We start from the raw sequence: 21240 nt of genomic DNA on the forward strand, positions 1-21240 counted from the left end.
TTTGCGGTGTAAAAGAGCCGTCACGGTCTCTTGGGACGCTGATGGGAACCTCGCCTGCCGAGGTTTTAAGGACTTTGGGGGTATATCCGTTGCGGCGATTTGCTGTATCCTTTTCGCCTCGCTCGTTGCTCATGTAACCGAGGTGGTTTTCCATCTCGCCATTGAGCATGGCTTCAAACATGGGACCGAAGATTTCTTTGAGGGCGTTTTGCATGTCTTCTACACTCTTGGGCTGATACTCTTCGATAATTGCCTTAGCGAGCGTTGCACCGCGCCGTGGGAGCCTCTTTGACATAAGGGTTCCTCCTTAGTTTTTGACTCCCCCTCACGGGGAGTGCTCCTAAGCTGTCTTCCTACTTACACAGTTTATTATACACTCCCATAAAGTGTTGAAACGGATCTGCTATGGTTTCCGCAACATCGTCAATTTCCGTCGCCGCATATTGTTCATTCTGAATAACAAATTGCGTCAAGCTCGTCGCTCGCAGCCTGCCTAGAAAAATTTTTTGAAAAAATTTTTCCATGACAATTGACAAAGAGCCTTTATTTTTCAAAATTTGAATCATCTAAACGAGTATGCTATAATAAAACCACAGTATGCGGTGTATCGAGACCGCTCTAGGGAGGAATTATTTTGAACGTTGCAAAGCCGATTTACGTCATCGGACATCGCAATCCGGATACAGACTCCATCTGCTCAGCGATCGGGTACGCTCATCTGAAACAGTCGCTCGGGGTCAACGCTGTGGCAGCGCGCGCTGGGAAAATCAATAAGGAGACAAAGTTCGCGCTGGAATATTTCCATGTGGAACAGCCGCTGCTCATTCCCGATCTCTATCCGCGCGTGAAGGACATCGCGATGGACTGCAAGATTGTCGTTCGTCAGCACGACACGCTGCGTCATCTTGGAGAGGTGCTGCGCCACAATGATTTGAGGTCGATCCCGGTGACGGACAGTCAGGGGATTCTCGTCGGCATCGTCTCTGTCAGCGACCTCGCGAAGCGTTATTTCCAAGAGCTTGGCATGACGAATCTCTCCGATATGCGCGTGCGCTATCGTGACATCATCCATGCGACGGACAGCAACGTGTTGGTCTCAGGCGAAGAGGGCGAGACGATCAAGGGGCAGATCCGCATCGCAGCGGGCAGCGTACATACGATTAAAAAACTTGTCAAGCAGAACGACATTGTCCTCATCGGCGACCGCAAGGAAGATATTGTCCTTGCATGTATCGATCAGGGCATTTCCTGTCTCATCGTGACCGGAGACGGGCGCATTCCCGCAGAGGCGATTGAGGAGGCGGAGAAGCGCGGTATCTTTGTCCTGTCGACGCCCTACGATACCTATACGGTGGCACGTCTCATCAACCAGTGCGTGCCGATTCGCCGCATTATGCACGACAATCCGATCTGCTTTAAGCCGCTTGATCTGCTCTCGGATATCAAGGGGACGATGGAGGAGACGAATTTCCGCAACTACCCGGTGCTCGAGAACGGGCGCATCGTTGGTCTTGTGAGCCGCGACCGGCTCGTCGTCTCCGAACCTGTGCGCGTCATTCTCGTTGATCACAATGAGCGCAATCAGGCGGTCGAGGGCATCGAGGATGCGAAGATTGTCGAGATCATTGATCATCATCGCTTTGGCGGAATCAGCACGAGCGAGCCGATCTACACTCATGCGGAGCCGGTCGGCTGCACGGCAACGATTGTGTCGAATATGCACTGGCAAAACGACATTGATATCCCGCCGTCGATTGCGGGGCTGCTGCTGTCTGCAATCATCTCGGATACTGTGCTCTTTAAGTCTCCTACCTGTACACCTGCCGATAAGAAGGCGGCGGAGCGCCTTGCGGAGATCGCGAACGTCAATCTCAATACCTACGGGCTGGATATGCTCAAGGCAGGGTCGAGCGTCGGCAATATGACGCCGATGGAGATCGTGCGCAACGATCTGAAAGAATTTACCATCGGTACATATCGTGTGATTGTGAGCCAAACCTCGGTCATGGGGACAAAGGAAATCATGGAGAAGGAGGACGAGCTGATCGCAGCAATGAAGTCGATCTGCGAGTCTGAGGGCTTTGACATGAGTCTCGTGATGATTACGGACATCCTCGAGGAAGCGACGTATCTGCTCTTTACCGGCTCGCCGCGTACGCTGATCGGCGAAGCGTTCCGCAAGGATACGAGCGGAACGCATCTTTATCTGCCGGGCGTGATGTCGCGGAAAAAGCAGATCATTCCGCCGCTCTCTGAGGCAGTCAAGCGTATTAAATCGTAAAAATCGTCAGTATGATAGGGGCGGCGTTTGCCATGTGGCAGCCCGCCTTTCTTATTGGGAAAAGGAGCTTTCATGGATCTGTTTCAAGGGCTGAACGAGCCGCAGCAACGCGCCGTTGCCTGTCTCGAGGGACCGCTGCTCATCGTGGCGGGTGCAGGCTCTGGCAAGACGCGTGTTCTGACTTACCGCATTGCCAATCTTTTGGCGCACGACGTGCCGCCGTACCGCATCCTCGCCATCACGTTTACGAACAAGGCGGCGCGCGAGATGCGCGACCGCGTCGACACGCTCATCGGCGAGGCGGCGCACGATGTGTGGCTGAGCACGTTTCACTCGTTCTGCGCGCGTTTTTTGCGCATTGAGATCGAGCATCTAAAGGGCTATGAGAAAAATTTTGTCATCTACGATGCGGCGGACAGTAAAGGTCTCATCCGCGAATGCCTCAAAGAGCTGAATATCGACGAGAAGCATACGGCGCCGGGTGCGGTGCAGTCGCACATCTCGGACGCGAAGAATAATCTCTTAACGGCGGCGCAGTTCGCAGCGGGGGCGGGCGACTTCTTTGCCGAGCAGGTCGCGAAGGTCTATGAACTCTATCAGTCGAAGCTGCGCGCGAATAACGCGCTCGATTTTGACGATCTCCTGATGCTGACGGTTGCGGTGCTCTCGCAGAACGAAGAGGTGCGCAGGAAGTATCAAGAGAAGTTCCGCTACATCCTCGTGGACGAGTATCAGGACACGAACGGGGCGCAGTACAACATCACGAAGCTTCTCGCGGGCGGGCATCGGAATATCTGCGTTGTGGGCGATGCAGATCAGTCCATCTACGGCTGGCGCGGCGCGGATATGCGCAATATCCTCAATTTCGAGCGCGACTATCCGGAGGCGACGGTCATCCTGCTCGAGCAGAACTACCGCTCGACGAAGAATATCCTCGAAGCTGCAAATGCGGTCATCGAGAACAATTTGGATCGCAAAAAGAAGGCGCTGTGGACGGACAATGTGCAGGGCGATCCCATTGTCGTTTACGAGGGCGCGACGGAGAAGAACGAGGCGTCCTATATCGTGCGCGAGGTGGAGCGTCTGCATACGATGTTCAACGTTAAATACGGCGATATTGCCGTGCTCTATCGGACGAATGCGCAGTCCCGCAACATCGAGGAGGCGTTCTACGCATCGGGCGTGCCCTATTCGATGGTGGGCGCGGTGCGGTTTTACGATCGGCGCGAGATCAAGGATATCATCGCATATCTGCGCGTGATCTACAATCCGCGCGACACGCTGAGTCTCCTGCGCATCATCAACGTGCCGCGGCGCGGGCTGGGGCAGACGACGCTTGCGCGCATGGCGGAGCTGGCGGCGGAGCACCGAATATCGCTGTTCGAGATCATTACGGACAGTCAAATGCTCGCCATGATTCCAAAACTCTCCGGGAAGGTGAAATTTGCGCTGGAGGATTTCGCCGCGCTCGTCTTTACGTTCATGGGGCAGCTCGGCACGCGTCCGCTGCACGAGATCGTGGAGGACATCATCGAGGAGTCGGGCTATGCGAAGGCGCTCGAGGAGGATAAAAAGGAGGACAATCGCGATCGCCTTGAGAACCTGCGCGAATTTATCAGCGTGGCAAAGAACTTTGAGGACGGCGCAGCCGAGGGGGAGAACGGTCTCGAGGACTTCCTCGCGCAGATTTCCCTGATCTCGGATGTGGATCAGGCGGAGCAGTCGGACGGCAGCGTGACGCTCATGACCTTCCACGCGGCGAAGGGGCTGGAGTTCCCGACCGTATTCATGGCGGGCATGGAAGAGGGGCTGTTCCCGCATTCACGGACGCTCCTCGACGACGACGAGATCGAGGAGGAGCGACGTACCTGCTATGTCGGCATCACGCGCGCCGAGAGGCGGCTCTATCTGACACACGCGCGGCAGCGGACGATCTACGGGCGGACGGAGATGTCGCGCCCCTCGCGGTTCCTCGCGGAGATTCCGGAGCATCTCGTGGAGCACAAGCAGGCGGACTTTGCGGCGGAGGGAGATATGCGCGGCGGGCGCACCGACGTTTGGGGGCGTGGGGCAAACGGCGTGCGGCGTCCCTATATGCCGCCCCCGCCGCAGCATACGGCGGAGGACGGGAGCGTGATTCGTCCCGATGCGGCGGCAAAGTTTACGGCGGGCGACGCCGTACGTCACAGCAAATGGGGCGACGGACGCGTCGTCTCCATCCGCGGCGAGGGCGAAGATGCGGAGCTGACCATCGCGTTCCCGGGCGAGGGAATCAAAAAATTCGTGCAAAAATATGCACCCATTTTGAAATTGTGAGGATGCTATGAGCGACATTCAGGCGGTCAAGGCGGAGCTGGCGGAACTGCGCAGGCAGATTCGCCGGTATTCGAAGCAGTATTATGACGACAACGCTTCCGACATATCGGATTATGAGTTCGATCAACTCATGCTCCAGCTGAAGGCGATCGAGGCGGAGTACCCCGAGCTCATCACGAAGAATTCACCGACGCAGAAGGTCGGCGGCTCGGCGCAGCGGACGGCGGGCGTACTCGTGAAGCACGATGTACCCATGCTGTCCTTACAGGACGTATTCAGCGAGGCGGAGATTAGGGAGTTTGTCGCGGGCATACGCGCGCATTTTCCGGCGGCGGAGTTTGTCGTCGAGGAGAAGATCGACGGGCTGTCGCTCGCGCTGCGCTACGAAAACGGCGTGCTCGCGCGTGCCGTCACGCGCGGCGACGGCATCGTGCAGGGCGAGGACGTGACGGAGAACGCGCGCATGATTGCAGATGTGCGGGAGCAGCTTAGCGACGCGCCCGTGTATTTTGAAGTGCGCGGCGAGGTCTATATGGAGCGCGCGGCGTTTGCGGCAGTCAACGAGCGGCAGGAGCTGCTGGGGCTGAAGCCGTTTGCGAATCCGCGCAACTGTGCGGCGGGAACACTGCGTCAGCTCGATGCGCGCGTAACGCGCGAGCGCAGGCTCTCGATGTTCGTCTTTAACTTGCAGCGCACGGAGGGGCGGACGTTTGCGTCGCATACGGCGTCATATGACTTTATGCGCGCGCAGGGGATAAAGATCATCGCTGGGTATCGCGTTTGCCGCACGGCGGACGAAGTGTGGGCGGCAATCGAGGAGATCAGGGCGCGCCGCGGCACTCTGCCCTATGACATCGACGGCGCGGTGGTCAAGGTCAACGATTTTTCGCAGCGCGCGGAGCTGGGGGCGACGGCAAAGGCGCCGCACTGGGCAATCGCCTATAAGTATCCGCCCGAGGAAAAAGAGACGGTGCTCCGAGAGATCGAGCTCTCCGTTGGTCGTACGGGGCGCATCACGCCGACGGCGGTATTCGACCCTGTTCAGCTCTGCGGTACGCGCGTCGAGCGTGCGACCCTGCACAATCAGGACTATATCGCGGGGCTGGATGTGCGCATCGGTGACACGATCCTCGTCTATAAATCCGGTGAAATCATCCCGCGCGTGAAGGCGGTCGTCCTCGAGAAACGCCCCGCGGGCACCGTGCCGTACGTCATCGGCGATACCTGTCCCGTCTGCGGCGCGCCGGCGGTGCGCGAGGCGGACACCGCCGATATGAAGTGTCAAAATCCCGTCTGCCCGGCGCAGGTGGAGAATCACATTCTTCATTTTGTCAGCCGTACGGCGATGGATATCAAGGGCTTCGGCGCAGCGGCAGTCATCGCATTGACACATGTGAAATATTTACATGATATTGCCGACATCTATACGTTGTATGAGCATCGTGACGAATTGATTGTGTCGGGCATCATCGGTCGCGAAAAGACCGTCGATAAACTTCTCGATGCGATCGTGCACAGCAAGGAGAATCCCCCCGATCGTCTCCTCACGGGGCTCGGCATCGCGGGAATCGGGCGCGCGGCGGCAATCTCCCTGATGCAGGCGTTTCCATCCATTGATGCTCTTGCGGAAGCGGCGCGCGGCGATGCGGAGAAAATCCTCGCCGTGCCCGATATGGGCGAAGTCAGCGCGCGCAGTCTTGCGGCGTTCTTTGGCTCAGAGGCGGGCAGGGGGCTGCTCGAGAAATTCCGCACGGCGGGTGTGAACTTTGCATCCGCGCCCCGGGAACGCGCGGGAACTGCGCTCGACGGCAAGTCGTTTGTCATTACGGGGACGCTGCCGACGCTCTCGCGCGAGGAATGTGCGGCGCTCATCACGGCACACGGCGGCACGGTGAAAGGCTCTGTGTCGAAAAAGACGGATTATCTCGTTGCGGGCGAGGCGGCGGGCAGCAAGCTCGTGAAGGCGGAGTCCTTGGGCGTTCCCGTGCTGGACGAAGCGGCGCTGCGGCGGATGATAGAAGAATAATTTGGATCGGAATCGCATCCGAATGGAGTGAAGGGATCTATGCGTTTTATCCATACGGCGGATTGGCATTTGGGAAAGCTGTTCGGACAGCGGCACATGACGGAGGATCAGGCGTATGTGCTGGACGAGCTGATCGCTCTCTGCGACGATGTACGCCCCGACGCGCTCGTCATCGCGGGCGATATCTATGACCGTGCGATCCCGCCGCCCGAGGCGGTGGCGCTCTTTAGCGAGACGCTTGCAAAGCTCGCCCTGCGCGGCGTCAAGGTGCTCTTTATCGCGGGCAATCATGACAGCGCCGTGCGTCTAGGCTTTGGTGCGGAGCTGCTGCGCGCCTCGGGCGTCTACCTTGCGGGGATGGTGCGCGCCGCAGAGCCGCCCGTTGTGCTTTCCGATGATTATGGGGACATCTATTTTTCCCTGATTCCCTACGGTGATCCGCCGCATGTAAAGGATGCCTTTGCCCTAGAGACGATGCCGTCCTTTGACGCGGCGCTTGGTGTGCAGATTGCCGCGGCGCGGGCGCAGATCCCTGCGGGTGCGCGTAGTGTGGCGGTCGCACATGCCTTCGTCATCGGCGGGCAGACCTCGGAGTCCGAACATGCGCTGTCGGTTGGCGGCAGCGATCAGGTCGGTGCCGAGAACTTTACGGCATATAACTATACGGCGCTCGGACATCTCCATGCACCGCAGCGGGCAGGCGCGGAGCATATACGATATTCCGGTTCGCTGCTCAAATATTCGTTTGACGAAGTGCGGCAGAAGAAGGGCGTCGAACTCGTTGAAATCGACGGTGCGGGCGCGGCATCCCATACGTTCTACCCGCTCCCGCCGCGTCATGATGTGCGTATCGTCAGCGGTCTCATGAACGAGCTCATGGCGGATGGATTCGACCCGCTCCCGCACGACGACTATATCTGTGTCGAGCTGCTTGACAGCGACGCCGTGCTCGCCGCGCATGAGAAGCTGCGCCATGTTTATCCGAATCTCTTTTCCATCACGCGCCCCAATGTCAATATGGGGCGTCTTTCTTCGAATGAGAGAATTTATGAGCGCGGAAAGTCGGAACTCCACCTCTTTGCGGAGTTCTTTGCCGATGTGACACGGGAGAAGCTATCGGCGGAGGAGGAGCACGCACTCATCCGCGTGATCGACAGACTGGAAAAGGAGGCGAGGGAAGCGTGAGACCACTGAAGCTGCGGATGCAGGCGTTCGGTTCGTACGTCGAGGAACAGATACTGGACTTCGAGACGGCGCTGTCGGGCGCGCCCTTTGTCCTCATCCATGGAGCGACGGGCGCAGGGAAAACGACGATACTAGACGCTATTGTATTTGCGCTGTATGGCGAATCAAGCGGCGATGTACGCGAGGGAGCTATGCTGCGTTCCTCCGCCGCACCGCCCGAACGCGTCACGGAAGTGGAGTATACATTTGCGCTCGGCAGGCGGCGGTATCGTGTTCTTCGCTCTCCCGGCTATGAGCGTATGTCGCGGGGAAAGATGACGCGACGTACACCGAGAGGGGAGCTCTATCGTCTGCCGGATGTGGGGGAAGAGGGCGAAGAGGTACTGCTGGATTCGAATGTGACGGAGGTCACAAAGCGCATCGGAGCGCTCATCGGATTCGACGCCGATCAGTTCCGTCAGGTCATCCTGCTGCCGCAGGGGCAGTTCCAGCGGTTTTTGCTCGCCGAGGTCAAAGACCGCAGCGCGATCATGCAGCGGATCTTCCGCACTGAGCGGTATCGGCGGCTGGAGGAGGCTCTGACGGAGGAAGCCCTCGTACTTGAGCGCGCATCGGCGGAGGATCGTGCGCGCACGGAGCAAATGCTGCAAACGCAGGAGCTCGCATCCACCGAAGAACTCCGCGATCGCATCGACCGGCTCGACGCGGATACGAAACAGTATGCGGCGCGTCTCGGCACGCTCGAAAAGACTGCCCGGGACGCGCGACGCGCGCGTGAGCAAGGGGCGGCGGCGGAAATGCGTCTCGGCGCGCTTGCCGAGGCACGGAAAAAAGCGGATGAGATGCGCGCGAAAGTAGATACCGTGGAGGAGTTTCGCAGAAAACTCGACCGTGCAAGGCGCGCGATGCCCGCGTTCTATAAAGCTCAGGAACTGCGGCAGGCGGACGCGCAGGCGCGGCGCAGAGCCGAGGAATATAAAGCCGCGGCGGAGCAATTTGCAAAGGCACAGGCGGCATCTCGTACGGCGCAGGAATTGCTGAAGCGTGAGGAGGTGCGCGAAGCGGAGCGTACGCAGCTCGCAGAGCGGATCAGGACACTTACGGGATACAGCGCGCAGGCGGCGCAGCTCACGGAGTGCCGCAGCGCGGTAGAGCATCTGCGCACCCGGACGGCGCGCGCACAGGAGGAGAAAACCGCCGATGCGGCGGCGTTGAGCGCGCTGACGGAGGAGATCCGGCGGACGGAGCAGCGGATTGCCGCGTGCGACCAAATCCTAGCGACCGAGGAAGCCGCGGCGCAGGAATCCGAGCGGCTGAACCGCTGCCGCCGCGCCGCGCAGGAGGAAGCGGCACACGCCGCCAAGCTCCCGGCGCTGAAGAATGCGGAGCAGGCGGCAGGGCAAGCGTTCAAAGATGCGGAGCAACATTTGAACGACGCCAAAGCAAAACGGCGTCGGATGCAGCTCCTCTATGATCTTGGGAGCGCCGCGCGGCTCGCCGAAAAACTCGCGGACGGGACGCCGTGTCCCGTCTGCGGGGCAATATCTCATCCCCATCCCGCCGTACATGCGGAAGACATTCCTACGGCGCAGGAGCTGGATGCGGCGGCGCAGGCGGAGGACGCGGCGGAGCAGAATCTGCGGCAATGCCGCGTGCAGGAGGAAGAATGCAGAGCGCAGCGGGAGCGCGCAGAGCAGGACGTGCGCCACGCCCGGCAAACGCTGACGGATTACCTCGGCGCGGATACGTTAGAGGAACTGACGCGGCGTACGCAGGAGCGCGGCGATGCTCTCGCGCGCGCACGCTCGGAGCGTAGGGATGCACAGACGCAGCTCGACAAGGCGAAGCTCCGCCGCGCGCAGACGGAGGAATCTGCCGCCGCAAAGGAGAAGACGGTGCAGGAGACGAACGATAAACTCCGTTTGCGCGAGGGCGAGATGCAGGGGCTTGAGACACAGCTTCCCGAGGAATATCGGGATATGGCATTGCTCGAAACGGAACTGAATAAACTAAAAGGGGTGCTAGAGACGGCAAATGCATCCTATCTCGCGGCACAGCGGAAGGAAAAAGAGACCGCAGCCGATTTTGCGCGCGCGGAAACGGAACTGCGCGTGAAAAAGGCCGCCACAGAGGAGAGCGCAGAGATACATCGCGCGGTTGCGGAGGCGTTTGCCGCCGCGCGCACGGAAGCGGGCTTCGCATCGGAGGAGGAGTACCGCACGGCGGTTGAAGGTCGCTGGTCGGAAGCCGCCTATCAGGAAGAAGTCGAAGCACGCATCAAGAAGCACACGGACAACTACAATACAGCGCTGGAGCTGCTGAAACAGGCGGAGACTGCCGCCGCGGGGCTTACTGCTCCCGATACGCCTGCGCTCATAGCGGCGGAGACGGCGGCGGATGCGGCGGTCAAGGAGGCGTCGCAGGCGCAGGGCAGCCGCATGGAGCGGCTCGCGGGGCTGCGCCGCATGGCGGCGGATATTGCGGCACTGGAAAAGACGGGCGAGGAGCGCGCGGAGAAATACCGCATCATGGGCAAACTGGCGCAGGTTGCCGCGGCAAAGCCGCCGTATCAAGTGCATTTCCAGACTTATGTCCTGCGCTCCATCCTGAGCGACGTCATCGAGGCGGCAAACGCGCGGCTCGTCATGATGAGCCGCGGACGCTACCGTCTCGTCCACGGCGAAGGCGGGCATAAAAACAAGTGGTGGGGGCTTGAGATCGACGTGTTCGACGAGTATACGGGACTTCCGCGCGGGTCGCGGACGCTCTCGGGCGGCGAGACCTTTCTCGCATCGCTCTCGCTGGCACTCGGGCTGTCCGATGTCGTACAGCATTATGCGGGTGGAATGCATCTCGACATGATTTTTATCGACGAGGGGTTCGGCTCGCTTGACAGCGAGACGCTCGATGTCGCCGTCCGCGCTTTGCTTGAGGTACAGCGGGAGGGCGGACGGCTCGTCGGCATCATCTCCCATGTGGAGGAACTACGCGCGCGCATTCCCGTGCATCTCCTCGTGGAACGGACAGCACAGGGGAGCAGGGCGCGCTTTACGGAGGGCGGCACGGAGGCGTTATGACGGCGACACTAGAGTTTATCATCGGACGCGCGGGGACGGGCAAGACACACGCCTGTCTCATGGCGATGAAGGATGCGCTCACGCGCGAGCCGCTGGGCAGACAGCGGATTTTGCTCGTGCCCGAGCATATGACCTACGCCGCGGAGCGCGCGCTCGCCGAGGTCTTGACGAGCGGCGCAGGTTTTTTGCAGGCATACGTCTTTGGGTTCCGCAGATTTGCGCGTCAAGTGCTGATCGAGACGGGGGGAGCACATCTGCCGCGCATCAGCGATATTGGGATGCGCATTTTGCTCAAGGACATCCTCATCAAGCGCGCGGGTGACCTATCCGCCTTTGCGCGTTCGGTGCATAAACGCGGATTTACCGAGACGCTGGGAAGCACGATTGCGGAACTCAAACGCTATCGGATTCATCCGGATATACTGCGCACAGCTGCCGAGCAGGCGGCGACCGGACGACTGCCGCAAAAACTCGCGGATCTCTCAATCGTCATGGAGGACCTTGCTGCGCGTATGGAGGGACGCTATACGGATCAAACCGACCGGATGGAGCGTCTCGCCCGGCAGCTTGGCACGGCGTCCTTCCTCCGCGATGCGGAGATTTGGGTGGACGGCTTCGATTTTTTCAACCCGCAGGAGCTTGCCGTATTTCGCGCGCTCTTTCATACGGCGGGCGCGATCCATGTGACACTCACGATGGAGGGACGCCGGGACGGCGGACATGTGCGCGTCAACCTGCCGGAGAACACGCAGGATACAGGGCTGTTTTCCCGCGGCTATCGAGCGATGCGAGATCTCGACCAAATTCTAGCGGAAATCGATCCGCAGGCAGCATCTTCGATTCAACTGATGGAAGTGCAGCGGCGCACGCACCGGTCTTCTCTCGCGGCAATCGAGGGACATCTCTTCGGTCACGACCGGATTGTGCCGTGCGGGGACGGTGCGCTCCGCCTCGTGGAGGCGGCGAATCCGCGCCTTGAGGCGGAGGCTGCGGCGGCGGACATTCTGCGCCTCACGCGCGAACAAGGGTACCGCTACCGTGAGATCGCCGTGTTCGTGCGCGATATGCCCTGTTATGCGGAGCTGCTGACGCTGACCTTCGCGGACTACGGCATTCCGTGTTATTTGGATGCGAAGCGTCCGAGCACGCATCACCCGCTCGCCGAGCTTCTGCGTGCTGCCGCCTGGACGGCGTGGCGCGGCTGGGGATATGAGACGATGTTTCGTGCACTGCGTACGGGATTTTTCCCCGTGCTCGGCGCATCGGAGGAAGAGACAAAAGTACTTGCTCCCTCGGGCGACTGGCAGGAGGCGGTGGATCGCCTCGAAAACTACTGTCTCGCGTACGGCATTCGTACGCAGCGGCAGTGGACGGCGACGGAGGATTGGGATTTTGCGCGGCGCGCGATTGCGTCGGATGCCTATGAGAGCGAGGAAAATGCCGCGCGCATTGCCGAGGAGATCGCGCTCGACGCCGTGCGCAGGCGTATCGCCGCGCCGCTCGCCCTGCTGAAGGAACGCCTGAGCCGGGCGCAGGGGACGGCGCGCACGCGTACACAGTCCCTCTATGAATTACTCATGGAGCTAGACGTGCCGCGCATTTTGGAGACATGGCGTGCAGCGGCGGATGCCGAGGGGCGGCTTGCCGATGCCGCGGCACATCGGCAGATTTGGACGTCCTGCATGAACCTCTTTGATCAAATGGTCGAGACCGGTGGGGACGAGGAGATTTCCGCGCACGATTATGAGGAGATCCTCGGCGACGGGCTGGACGCGCTCGACATCGCGCTCATCCCGCCGGGGCTTGACCATGTGACGATTGCATCCTTTGACCAAAACAGTCTCGCGGGCATTCGTGCCGTCTACATCGTTGGTGCGAACGCGGGAACAATGCCGCGCGCGGGCGCGCAGCAGGGCGTGCTCTCGGATGCCGAACGGCTCTCCATGAACGAGATGTTTCATGCGCTGCATGAGGGCGCCGCGCCTGAGATTTTCAGCGGGGGGCGGGAACAGAGCTTTTTGGAGCGATACCGTCTGTACCGCGGGTTCACGGCGGCGCGCGAATATCTGTCGGTATCCTACGCGCTTGCGGGGAGCGACGGCTCTGCGCTCTCCCCGTCGCCGCTCATCGCGCGCCTGCGCCGTCTCGAACCGTCGTTTTTATCCATCCCGCTGGCGACGGTGGAACGGGAGGACGCGCTCGTACTCGCGGCGACGCGTCCCGCGCTCTCGGCGCTCTCGGGCGCACTGCTCGGGCAAAAGGAGCGCGGAGACATGCGTCCCCTGTGGCGGGACGTTTACAACTGGATGCGGAAGAGTGAAGAGATGCGTCCGCCCCTGCGTCTCATGGTCGGCGGGCTCTTTGCGCATCTGCGCGAGACGGAGATCCCCCCTGCGGTCGCAGTGCGTCTCTTTGCACCGCACCGCCGCATCGCCGGGAGCACGACGCGGCTCGAAGCGTTCCGCGCGTGTCCGTTCAGTCATTTTGCGAAATACGGACTTACGCTGCGGGAACGCGAGGTCTACGAATTTCAAAACAATGATTTCGGCACGCTCCTGCACGGCATTCTGCGCGGCTACGGCGAATGGGTACGCGCGGCGCATGGGAATGACTGGAGCACGGCGGCACAGGAGGGCGATACGAAAATCGACGAACTCCTCGCGCAGATCGTGCCGCAGGTTCGCTCTGCGGTGCTCCTGAGCCGTGCGAGCTATCGGCATCGCGTCGAACGCATCCGCAGGACGGCGCGGCAGGTGATCCGACGCCTGACCGCATGGGCTGCGGCGTCCGAGTTCCGCCCGCAGGGATTTGAGGTCGGCTTTGGGGGGCATGACGGCGTTCGGATCGCGGAGTTCCCGCTCGCGGACGGTATGACGCTCTCACTGCGCGGACAGATCGACCGCTATGACGTCTCGGAGGACGGGGCGTATTACATCGTGCTCGACTACAAGACGGGTACGGTGTCCCTTGAGCTGCCCGAGATTCGCCATGGGCTGAAGATGCAGCTGCTCCTCTATCTCTATGTGGTGCACTGCCTCCTGCGTGACGGTGCGCCTGCGGGGATGCTCTACGCGCCCGCCGTGAATCCCCTCATCGAACCCGATATACGGCTCGACGATGCCGCACTGCAAGATGCATCTGCAAAGAAATCGAAGCTGACGGGATTCCTCATCGACGATATGGACGTCATTCGGCGCATCGATGCGTTGACCGAGCACCTTTGCGTATCGATTACCGGAAAGAATGCGTTTTCCAAGGCGTCCGAAAAATATCTGCGTGTGCGGGAGGAGTTTGAAAGCCTGCTCAAATTCCTCCCGCAGCTCGTACGCGAAACGGCGGAGGAGATTCTGAGCGGTCGAATTGCAGCGGCGCCGTATCGGTTCAAACAGAGAACAGCGTGTGCGTTCTGTGCGTATCGTGTCGTCTGCGGATTTGCGCCGGAGCTCGGGGACGGTTACCGCGACATACCGAACGACGCGCAGGCTGCGATGGAGGAGATCACGGACGCCGTAAGAGAGGAGGGAGATACGGATGGCGAATGACATGCGCTTTACGGCGGATCAGCGCCGGGCGATTGAAACGCGCGGGCAGAACATCCTCGTCGCGGCGGCGGCAGGATCGGGCAAGACGCGCGTCCTCGTGGAGCGTATCATCGCGCAGGTGCGCAGCGGAGAACTCTCGCTCGACCGCGTGCTTGTCCTCACCTTTACGAAAGCGGCGGCGGCGGAGATGCGCGAGCGCATCGAGACTGCGCTCAATGCCGAGATTGACCGTATCGCGGAGGAGCGTGCGGCGACATCCGACGCGGACGAGGAGATCGCCGCGCTTGAACGTCAGCGCATTCTCCTGACGGGCGCGGATATTTCGACCTTTCACTCCTTTTGTCAGCGAATATTGCAGACGTATATCGAGGCGACGCAGATTCCGCCGAACTATCGGCTGGCGAGCGAGCAGGAGATTCTTCTGCTGACGAACGATGTCTTTGAGCGTCTGCTTGAGGAGAAATATAGCGCGGCGGCGGCGCAGGGCGATGCGGACGGTTTTCTCGCCTTTGCCGACGCCTACGTCGGGGATAAGGGGGGCGACGAACGACTGCAAAAGGCGGTACTTGCCCTCTACAAATTCTCGCTCAGTCAGCCCTCGCCCGAGACGTGGCTCGCCGCGCAGGGGAGCGTGCCGGATGATACGCCGTATTGGGAACGCGCCGGATTTTCGCTCCTCGTCGACGAGCTGCGCACGGCGCTCAGGAAGATCTGTGCGGATTACCGGCGCGCCCTCGAGCTGCTGTCGGAGGGGGACGATGCGTTCCGTGCGGCGGCGGAAAAGACCCGTGACGCCGTGCTGAAGCATCTGGGCATCTACGAAGCCCTCGCGGGAGAGGTCGAGGTGTTCGCACATGCGCAGGACACGGCGGCATGGACAAAATTTGTGTCCGCCGCAGCGTCGGCAAAAAAGGAGCGCGGCGCGATCCCGCGCAAAGACCTCGACGCCTATGCGCCGGAGATTGCCGCGGAGTTCAATCGTCTGACCAGGACTGTCTTTGCGGCGTGGGAAAAGCTCTTGAAGCGGCTCCCCAAGACTGCGGAGGAACTGTGCGCGGCGGAAAACCGTGCAAACGCGGACATACGCCGGTTTGCGCAGCTCACAATAGATTTTCACGCGGCGATGCAGCGTGAAAAGATTGCGCGCGGCATCTTGTATTTCAGTGATCTCGAGCATGAAGCGCTGCATCTTTTGTGTGCGCACCCGGAAAAGCTGCAAGCCGATCCGACGATGGTCGATCCCACGGACATCGCCGTCGAGCTTCAGGGGCATTTTGACGCCATCATGGTGGATGAGTATCAGGATACGAACGGCTTGCAGGAGGGCATTCTGCGGCAGATCGCGCGCGGGGACAACCGCTTTATCGTCGGCGACGTCAAGCAGAGCATCTATCGATTCCGCCTTGCCGATCCCGTCCTCTTTCAGCAGACCTATCGCGCGTACCGCAGCGGGGCGGCGGAAGGAACGCTCGTCACGATGTCGGAGAATTTCCGCAGCCGCGCCGAAGTGCTCGAACCCATCAATTACATATTTTCGCAGATCATGACGGAGACCGCCGTCGATATTGCGTACGACGAGAAGGCGCGCCTGAATCCGGGGCGCAAATTCGACGAGCTACCGGGCGGGAAATCCCTTGCCGCGCCCATGGAGGTGAACCTGCTGCGCGTCGACTACACCGACCGCGCAGATGAAGAGGAAAAGGAGGAGGGGGAGGAAGAAAGCGGCGAGGAGCTCGGCAAATTCGAGGTGGAGGCGCGCTTTATCGCGCGGCGCATCGCAGAACTGATCTCCGAGAAATATATCGTGCACGACGGCGGGGGCGGGCATCCGCTGACTTACAGCGACATCGTGATCCTCCTGCGCGCGGCGAAGGGGCGGGCGGAGATTCTCATCGAGGCCCTGCGCGATGCGGGTATCCCCGCCTATGCCGACGAGCCGGGCGGCTACTTTGAGAGCGGCGAGATCCGTATGATGCTCGCCCTGCTCGCGGCGCTCGATAATGCGCGGCAGGATACCGCGCTCGCCGCGGTACTCGCATCGCCCATGATCGGGCTGCGCATGGAAGAGCTTGCGGAACTGCGTGCGCATAGGCCCCGGGGCAGCATTTACGACATGCTGACGGCAGACGGGGGAGACGAGCTGCCCGCGGAACTCATGACACGCGCCCGGCACGCGCTTGAACGCATCCGAGCGTGGCGCCGCTATGCGCTCGTGCACAGCGTTCCCGAACTCCTTTGGATGCTCTATCGCGATACGGGATACTACGACTATGTAGGGACGCTGCCCGGCGGCGTCCTGCGGCAGGCAAATCTGCGTATGCTCATCGACCGTGCGTCCGAATTTGAACGCACGAATGAGCGCGGGCTCTTCCGTTTCCTGCGCTACATCGACGCATTGCGCAGCCGCAGCACGGATCTCTCCGCCGCGCGTACGCTCGGCGAGAGCGAGAACGTCGTGCGCATCATGACCATTCACAAGAGCAAAGGGCTTGAATTTCCCGTCGTGTTCCTCTCCAATATCGGCGGCTCGTTCAACGAGAAGAATACGGGCGGCGATCTCCTCTATCACGCGCGGGAGGGCATCGGGCTTCGCCTGTTCGAGAACACAGAGGCGGGGCGGCAGCGATACGATACCCTCTCCCTGCGCCGCGTCAAAGACGTGATCGCGCGCGAAACCAAGGCGGAGGAGATGCGCATCCTCTACGTCGCCATGACGCGCGCACAGGAAAAACTAATCTTGACCGGAACACTGAACGTCACGCACAGCGGCAAGGATAAACTCGGGCAGCTGCGTGAAAAATGTCTAACATACGCGCAGGAGCAGGATGCCGTATTGCCGGATGCGGCAATCCTCGGCGGGAAATCCTATCTCGACTGGACCGCGCTGGCGCTCATGCGGCATCCGGACGGCGCGCCGCTTTTTGAAGCGGACACCGAGATTACCCCATACCTGCCCGTGTCTCCTGCGGCGCGGTTTGATGTCCGCCTGTTCGACGAAGACGCGCGTGTCGCCCGTCGCCGGGCGGCGGACGAGGACGATCCGATCCTTGCTGCTGTCCGTGCCGACGATCCTCTGCCCGAGGGCGGCAGGGCGGAGGAGGTTGCGCGCATCCTAGATTGGCATTACGACGCGCGCGGCACGGAGCATATCCACGCGAAGACCAGCGTCACAGAGCTCAAACGCCGCCGCGCGGAGCTCATCGAGGAGATGCCGCCGCCCTTTGCCCCCGCGCTTGGAGATGCGGGCGCAGAGACGGCGGAAGCGTGGGAAACACCGCGCTTTCTCCGCAGCGACGCGTGCGCGTACCTCACGCCCATGGAGCGCGGCATTGCCATGCATACGTTCATGCAGCAGCTTGATCTCACGGATGCCGCGGACATCGATGCCATCGTGCGGCAGGCGAACACGCTGCTCGAGAAGGGCATACTCACCGAGGCGGAGCGCGAGAGCATCCGCATCGAACACGTATGGAAATTCGCCGCATCCCGGCTCGGACGCCGGATGCGTGCCGCAAAGGCGGTCTACCGAGAGCTCCCTTTCGGGCGTCTCCTGCCCGCGCAGAAATATTATGCCGAAGCCCAGGACGCGGAGGACAAAATCTTTCTGCAAGGCATTATCGACGTTCTCTTTGAGGAGGAAGACGGCGGCTATATCCTGCTCGACTACAAGACCGACCGAAAAATCTCCGCCGCAGCGGCGCGGGCGCGCTACCAATTTCAAATCGATCTGTACGGAGACGCCGTGGAGACCATTCTCGGGAGACCCGTGAAGGAACGCTGGCTCTTCCTGCTCGATACCGGACAAGAGGTAAAGATGTGGGACGCGGGGAAATGATATTCCGTGTGAACATTGTGCAGGAATATGGATGCCCGCGGCGAATCATTTTGGTAAAACCAATGCATAGAAAAGGAAGTGAACGATATGGCGGATTGTATCTTTTGTAAAATCGCGTCGGGGGAAATCCCTTCAGGGAAAGTCTACGAGGACGAGAGCGTGCTCGCGTTCCGCGACCTCGAACCGCAGGCGCCGACGCATGTCCTCATCATCCCAAAGAAACATATCGGCAGCATCATGGCGCTGACCGGCGCGGACAAGAAACTCGCGGGGCACATCCTCACCGAGGTCGCGCCTGCCGTTGCGCGCTCCTGCGGCGTGGACGAGGGCGGCTTCCGACTGGTCGCGAACACCGGCGCGGACGGCGGACAGACCGTCGGGCATCTGCATTTCCACCTGCTCGGCGGGCGGGCTATGACGTGGCCGCCGGGGTGAGTGCGGAACGCATAGAATGAGAATGAGTATTTTATGAGAATTTTAGTTCGATGATTGACATGAATTATCCCCATAGAGTATAATGTATTCGTGTCATTTATTGGCGCGAAATTACTCCGCGCGTGGAGGGAGGGGAAATGCATGGCAAATGAAATCAAGGTCGGCAAAAATGAGTCGATCGACAGTGCTCTCCGCCGCTTTAAGCGTATGTCACAGAAAGCCGGCACACTTGCAGAAGTGCGCAAGCGTGAACATTACGAGAAACCGAGCGTTCGCCGCAAAAAGAAGTCTGAGGCAGCGCGTAAACGCAAATACAGAGGCTGATTGCAAAGGGCATCCGTGGACGCTGTACCACGGATGTTTTTCTTTATCCTTATATGTGTTCCCCGAAATGATGCAGAAAGGAAGTTATCTCATGACATTAATGGAACAATTGACCGCCGATATGAAGGAAGCAATGAAGCAGGGGGAGAAGGAACGTCTTTCCGTCATTCGGCTTGTGCGCGGCGCTGTACGACAAGCGGAAATTGATGGAAAAAAGACGCTCACTGACGACGAGGTGCTCGGTGTTATTGGGAAGGAAGTCAAGATGCGCCGCGATTCTATCGAGGAGTTTGAGCGCGGCGGACGTGCCGATCTCGTCGAAAAGACGCAAGCGGAGATTGCCGTTCTCATGCCGTATCTGCCGGAGCAGTTGAGTGCGGATGAGATCAAAAAGATTGTTGAAGAAGTCATTTCCTCTGTCGGCGCCTCCTCATCCAAGGATATGGGTAAGGTGATGGGAGCATTGATGCCGCGCGTGAAGGGGCGTGCGGACGGGAAGCTCGTCAACGAAACTGTCCGCGCACTGCTCCAATAAATATTTGCGGAACGGTGGGAAATCCCCGTGTTTTCTTTGACAAAACACCGGGGATTTTCGTATAATTAGTGAGAATTTGTTGATGTGAAGGAGCGGACGACATGGCGGAGAAAGAAAAGAAAGACAGTAAAAAAGACAAGCCCATGACGCGGGAGGAGGCACTTGAGCAGGCGCTCAAGCAGATTGAAAAGGCGCACGGCAAAGGCGCTATCATGCGCCTTGGTGAAGCGCAGGCGAACATGAACATCGAGGTTATATCGACAGGTATTCTGCCGCTCGATATTGCTCTCGGTGTAGGCGGCATCCCACGCGGCCGTATCATCGAGGTGTATGGACCGGAGTCCTCGGGAAAGACGACTGTCACGCTTCATATGATTGCAGAAGCGCAGAAAGCAGGCGGCGTGGCGGCGTTCATCGATGCCGAACACGCACTTGACCCGGAGTATGCCAAGCGGCTCGGTGTTAATATCGAGGAGCTTCTTATATCACAGCCGGATACGGGGGAACAGGCACTTGAGATCGTCGATGCGCTCGTGCGCAGCGGGGCTGTTGACATCATTGTCGTGGACTCCGTCGCAGCCCTTGTGCCAAAGTCGGAAATAGATGAGGATATGGGATCGTCTCATGTCGGCCTGCAGGCGCGTCTCATGAGTCAGGCAATGCGCAAGCTTACGGGCATTATCAGCAAGACACGCACGGTAGCCATCTTTATCAACCAGCTCCGCGAAAAGATCGGCGTTACCTATGGCAACCCGGAGACGACAACGGGCGGGCGTGCATTGAAATTTTATGCATCCGTGCGTATCGATGTACGGCGCAGTGATACGATTAAACAGGGCTCGGATTCGCTCGGCAACCGTACGCGTGCAAAGATTGTTAAAAACAAGGTTGCGCCGCCGTTCAAGACCGCAGAGTTTGATATTATGTACGGTGAAGGAGTGTCACGCATTGGCAGCATCATTGATATGGGCGTCGATCTCGACATCGTGGATAAGAGCGGTGCGTGGTACTCCTATGAAGGGACGCGTCTCGGCCAGGGGAAGGAAAACGCAAAGGCAGCACTCGAAAGCAAACCGGAACTCATCGCAGAGATTGAGGGGAAAATTCGTGAGCAGCTCTTGACAATCGGAGGCGTCGGCGGAGAAGATACACCGGATGCGGTCGACGCGGAGACTGAGGCATGACCGAGGAAGGACATAAATCGGGGCGAAAAAAATCCGCAGAGAAAACGGCGCTCGTCACCGCGGTGGATTATCTCGCGCGTCAAGCGCAAAGTGAGAAGAAGCTGCGCGAGAAACTTCAGCGCAAGGGCTTTCCGCAGGAAGATATTGATGCGGCGATAGAGCGGCTCATCGAGCGGAAGTATCTTGATGATGCGGATCTTTGCGCACAGCAGTTCATGTATCTCTACAATGAGAGCCGCTATTCCGTGCGGCAGATTTTCGTCAAGCTCATGCAGCGCGGATTCGATAAGGAACTCATTCGCAGTGCGGTTCCTCCGGACACGGCGGAGCGCGAGGCAGCTGTGGCGGAGCGTGTGCTCGCGATGAAGTTCAAACCGACGGATAAGAAGCAAAAGATGATGGCAAATCTCTACCAAAAGGGCTTTTCCGTCGATACCGCCCATGCCGCCGTGCGTAATTTTACAGAAGGTGCAGAAGCATAACAGCAGAAAGGGACTTGC

The 21240-nt window shown here is 59.7% G+C and carries 13 protein-coding genes; 12 read left to right on the forward strand and 1 reads right to left on the reverse strand.

What is annotated here, in order from left to right:
* The coding region (locus HMPREF1147_RS02080; protein WP_037351022.1) for a transposase at positions 1-295 on the reverse strand (295 nt) is incomplete at its 3' end.
* Between the two features lie 339 nt (positions 296-634).
* Between HMPREF1147_RS02080 and HMPREF1147_RS02090 the strand changes: the two genes are divergently transcribed.
* The 12 genes from HMPREF1147_RS02090 (at position 635) to HMPREF1147_RS02145 (ending at position 21222) form a co-directional block, all read left to right on the forward strand.
* On the forward strand, positions 635-2281 hold the full coding sequence (locus HMPREF1147_RS02090; protein ID WP_009348966.1) for a putative manganese-dependent inorganic diphosphatase: 1647 nt from the start codon (positions 635-637) through the stop codon (positions 2279-2281).
* A 72-nt stretch (positions 2282-2353) separates the two neighbouring features.
* Positions 2354-4597: a DNA helicase PcrA gene (gene pcrA / locus HMPREF1147_RS02095; RefSeq protein ID WP_009657513.1), complete on the forward strand. Its 2244-nt coding sequence runs from the start codon at positions 2354-2356 to the stop codon at positions 4595-4597.
* A gap of 7 nt (positions 4598-4604) precedes the next feature.
* The gene (ligA, locus tag HMPREF1147_RS02100; protein WP_009657518.1) at positions 4605-6623 is read left to right on the forward strand and encodes an NAD-dependent DNA ligase LigA; all 2019 of its coding nucleotides are present in this window, start codon (positions 4605-4607) and stop codon (positions 6621-6623) included.
* A gap of 39 nt (positions 6624-6662) precedes the next feature.
* Positions 6663-7808, forward strand: a complete 1146-nt coding sequence (locus HMPREF1147_RS02105) for an exonuclease SbcCD subunit D (protein WP_009657517.1) — start codon at positions 6663-6665, stop codon at positions 7806-7808.
* A complete protein-coding gene (locus HMPREF1147_RS02110) occupies positions 7805-10885 on the forward strand; it encodes an AAA family ATPase (protein ID WP_009657514.1) in 3081 nt (1026 codons plus the stop codon). Before HMPREF1147_RS02105 ends, HMPREF1147_RS02110 begins: the two co-directional genes overlap by 4 nt.
* Positions 10882-14427 carry a PD-(D/E)XK nuclease family protein gene (locus HMPREF1147_RS02115; RefSeq protein ID WP_009657509.1) on the forward strand — a complete coding sequence of 1182 codons (3546 nt, stop codon included), beginning with the start codon at positions 10882-10884 and terminating at the stop codon, positions 14425-14427. Before HMPREF1147_RS02110 ends, HMPREF1147_RS02115 begins: the two co-directional genes overlap by 4 nt.
* Complete coding sequence (gene addA, locus HMPREF1147_RS02120; RefSeq protein WP_009657511.1) at positions 14417-18262, forward strand: helicase-exonuclease AddAB subunit AddA; 3846 nt, start codon at positions 14417-14419, stop codon at positions 18260-18262. Before HMPREF1147_RS02115 ends, addA begins: the two co-directional genes overlap by 11 nt.
* Before the next feature lie 87 nt (positions 18263-18349).
* Complete coding sequence (locus HMPREF1147_RS02125) at positions 18350-18697, forward strand: histidine triad nucleotide-binding protein (RefSeq protein WP_009657510.1); 348 nt, start codon at positions 18350-18352, stop codon at positions 18695-18697.
* Between the two features lie 141 nt (positions 18698-18838).
* Positions 18839-19021 carry a 30S ribosomal protein S21 gene (gene rpsU, locus HMPREF1147_RS02130; protein ID WP_005841552.1) on the forward strand — a complete coding sequence of 61 codons (183 nt, stop codon included), beginning with the start codon at positions 18839-18841 and terminating at the stop codon, positions 19019-19021.
* Between the two features lie 91 nt (positions 19022-19112).
* Positions 19113-19556, forward strand: coding sequence for a GatB/YqeY domain-containing protein (locus tag HMPREF1147_RS02135; RefSeq protein ID WP_009657508.1), 444 nt, complete (start codon positions 19113-19115; stop codon positions 19554-19556).
* 101 nt (positions 19557-19657) lie between these two features.
* Positions 19658-20740: a recombinase RecA gene (gene recA, locus HMPREF1147_RS02140; RefSeq protein WP_009348957.1), complete on the forward strand. Its 1083-nt coding sequence runs from the start codon at positions 19658-19660 to the stop codon at positions 20738-20740.
* A complete protein-coding gene (locus HMPREF1147_RS02145; protein WP_009657507.1) occupies positions 20737-21222 on the forward strand; it encodes a regulatory protein RecX in 486 nt (161 codons plus the stop codon). Before recA ends, HMPREF1147_RS02145 begins: the two co-directional genes overlap by 4 nt.
* Positions 21223-21240: the final 18 nt, after the last annotated feature.

Origin of the sequence: Selenomonas sp. FOBRC9 (assembly GCF_000287655.1) — a bacterium.
GTDB classification, from domain to species: Bacteria; Bacillota; Negativicutes; order Selenomonadales; family Selenomonadaceae; genus Centipeda; species Centipeda artemidis.

Excerpts from the sequence above, each read along its gene's own strand:
- pcrA (WP_009657513.1), top strand. The coding sequence starts at position 2,354 with ATGGATCTGTTTCAAGGGCTGAACGAGCCGCAGCAACGCGCCGTTGCC.
- ligA (WP_009657518.1), top strand. The coding sequence starts at position 4,605 with ATGAGCGACATTCAGGCGGTCAAGGCGGAGCTGGCGGAACTGCGCAGG.
- HMPREF1147_RS02105 (WP_009657517.1), top strand. The coding sequence starts at position 6,663 with ATGCGTTTTATCCATACGGCGGATTGGCATTTGGGAAAGCTGTTCGGA.
- HMPREF1147_RS02115 (WP_009657509.1), top strand. The coding sequence starts at position 10,882 with ATGACGGCGACACTAGAGTTTATCATCGGACGCGCGGGGACGGGCAAG.
- addA (WP_009657511.1), top strand. The coding sequence starts at position 14,417 with ATGGCGAATGACATGCGCTTTACGGCGGATCAGCGCCGGGCGATTGAA.
- HMPREF1147_RS02125 (WP_009657510.1), top strand. The coding sequence starts at position 18,350 with ATGGCGGATTGTATCTTTTGTAAAATCGCGTCGGGGGAAATCCCTTCA.
- rpsU (WP_005841552.1), top strand. The coding sequence starts at position 18,839 with ATGGCAAATGAAATCAAGGTCGGCAAAAATGAGTCGATCGACAGTGCT.
- HMPREF1147_RS02135 (WP_009657508.1), top strand. The coding sequence starts at position 19,113 with ATGACATTAATGGAACAATTGACCGCCGATATGAAGGAAGCAATGAAG.
- recA (WP_009348957.1), top strand. The coding sequence starts at position 19,658 with ATGGCGGAGAAAGAAAAGAAAGACAGTAAAAAAGACAAGCCCATGACG.
- HMPREF1147_RS02145 (WP_009657507.1), top strand. The coding sequence starts at position 20,737 with ATGACCGAGGAAGGACATAAATCGGGGCGAAAAAAATCCGCAGAGAAA.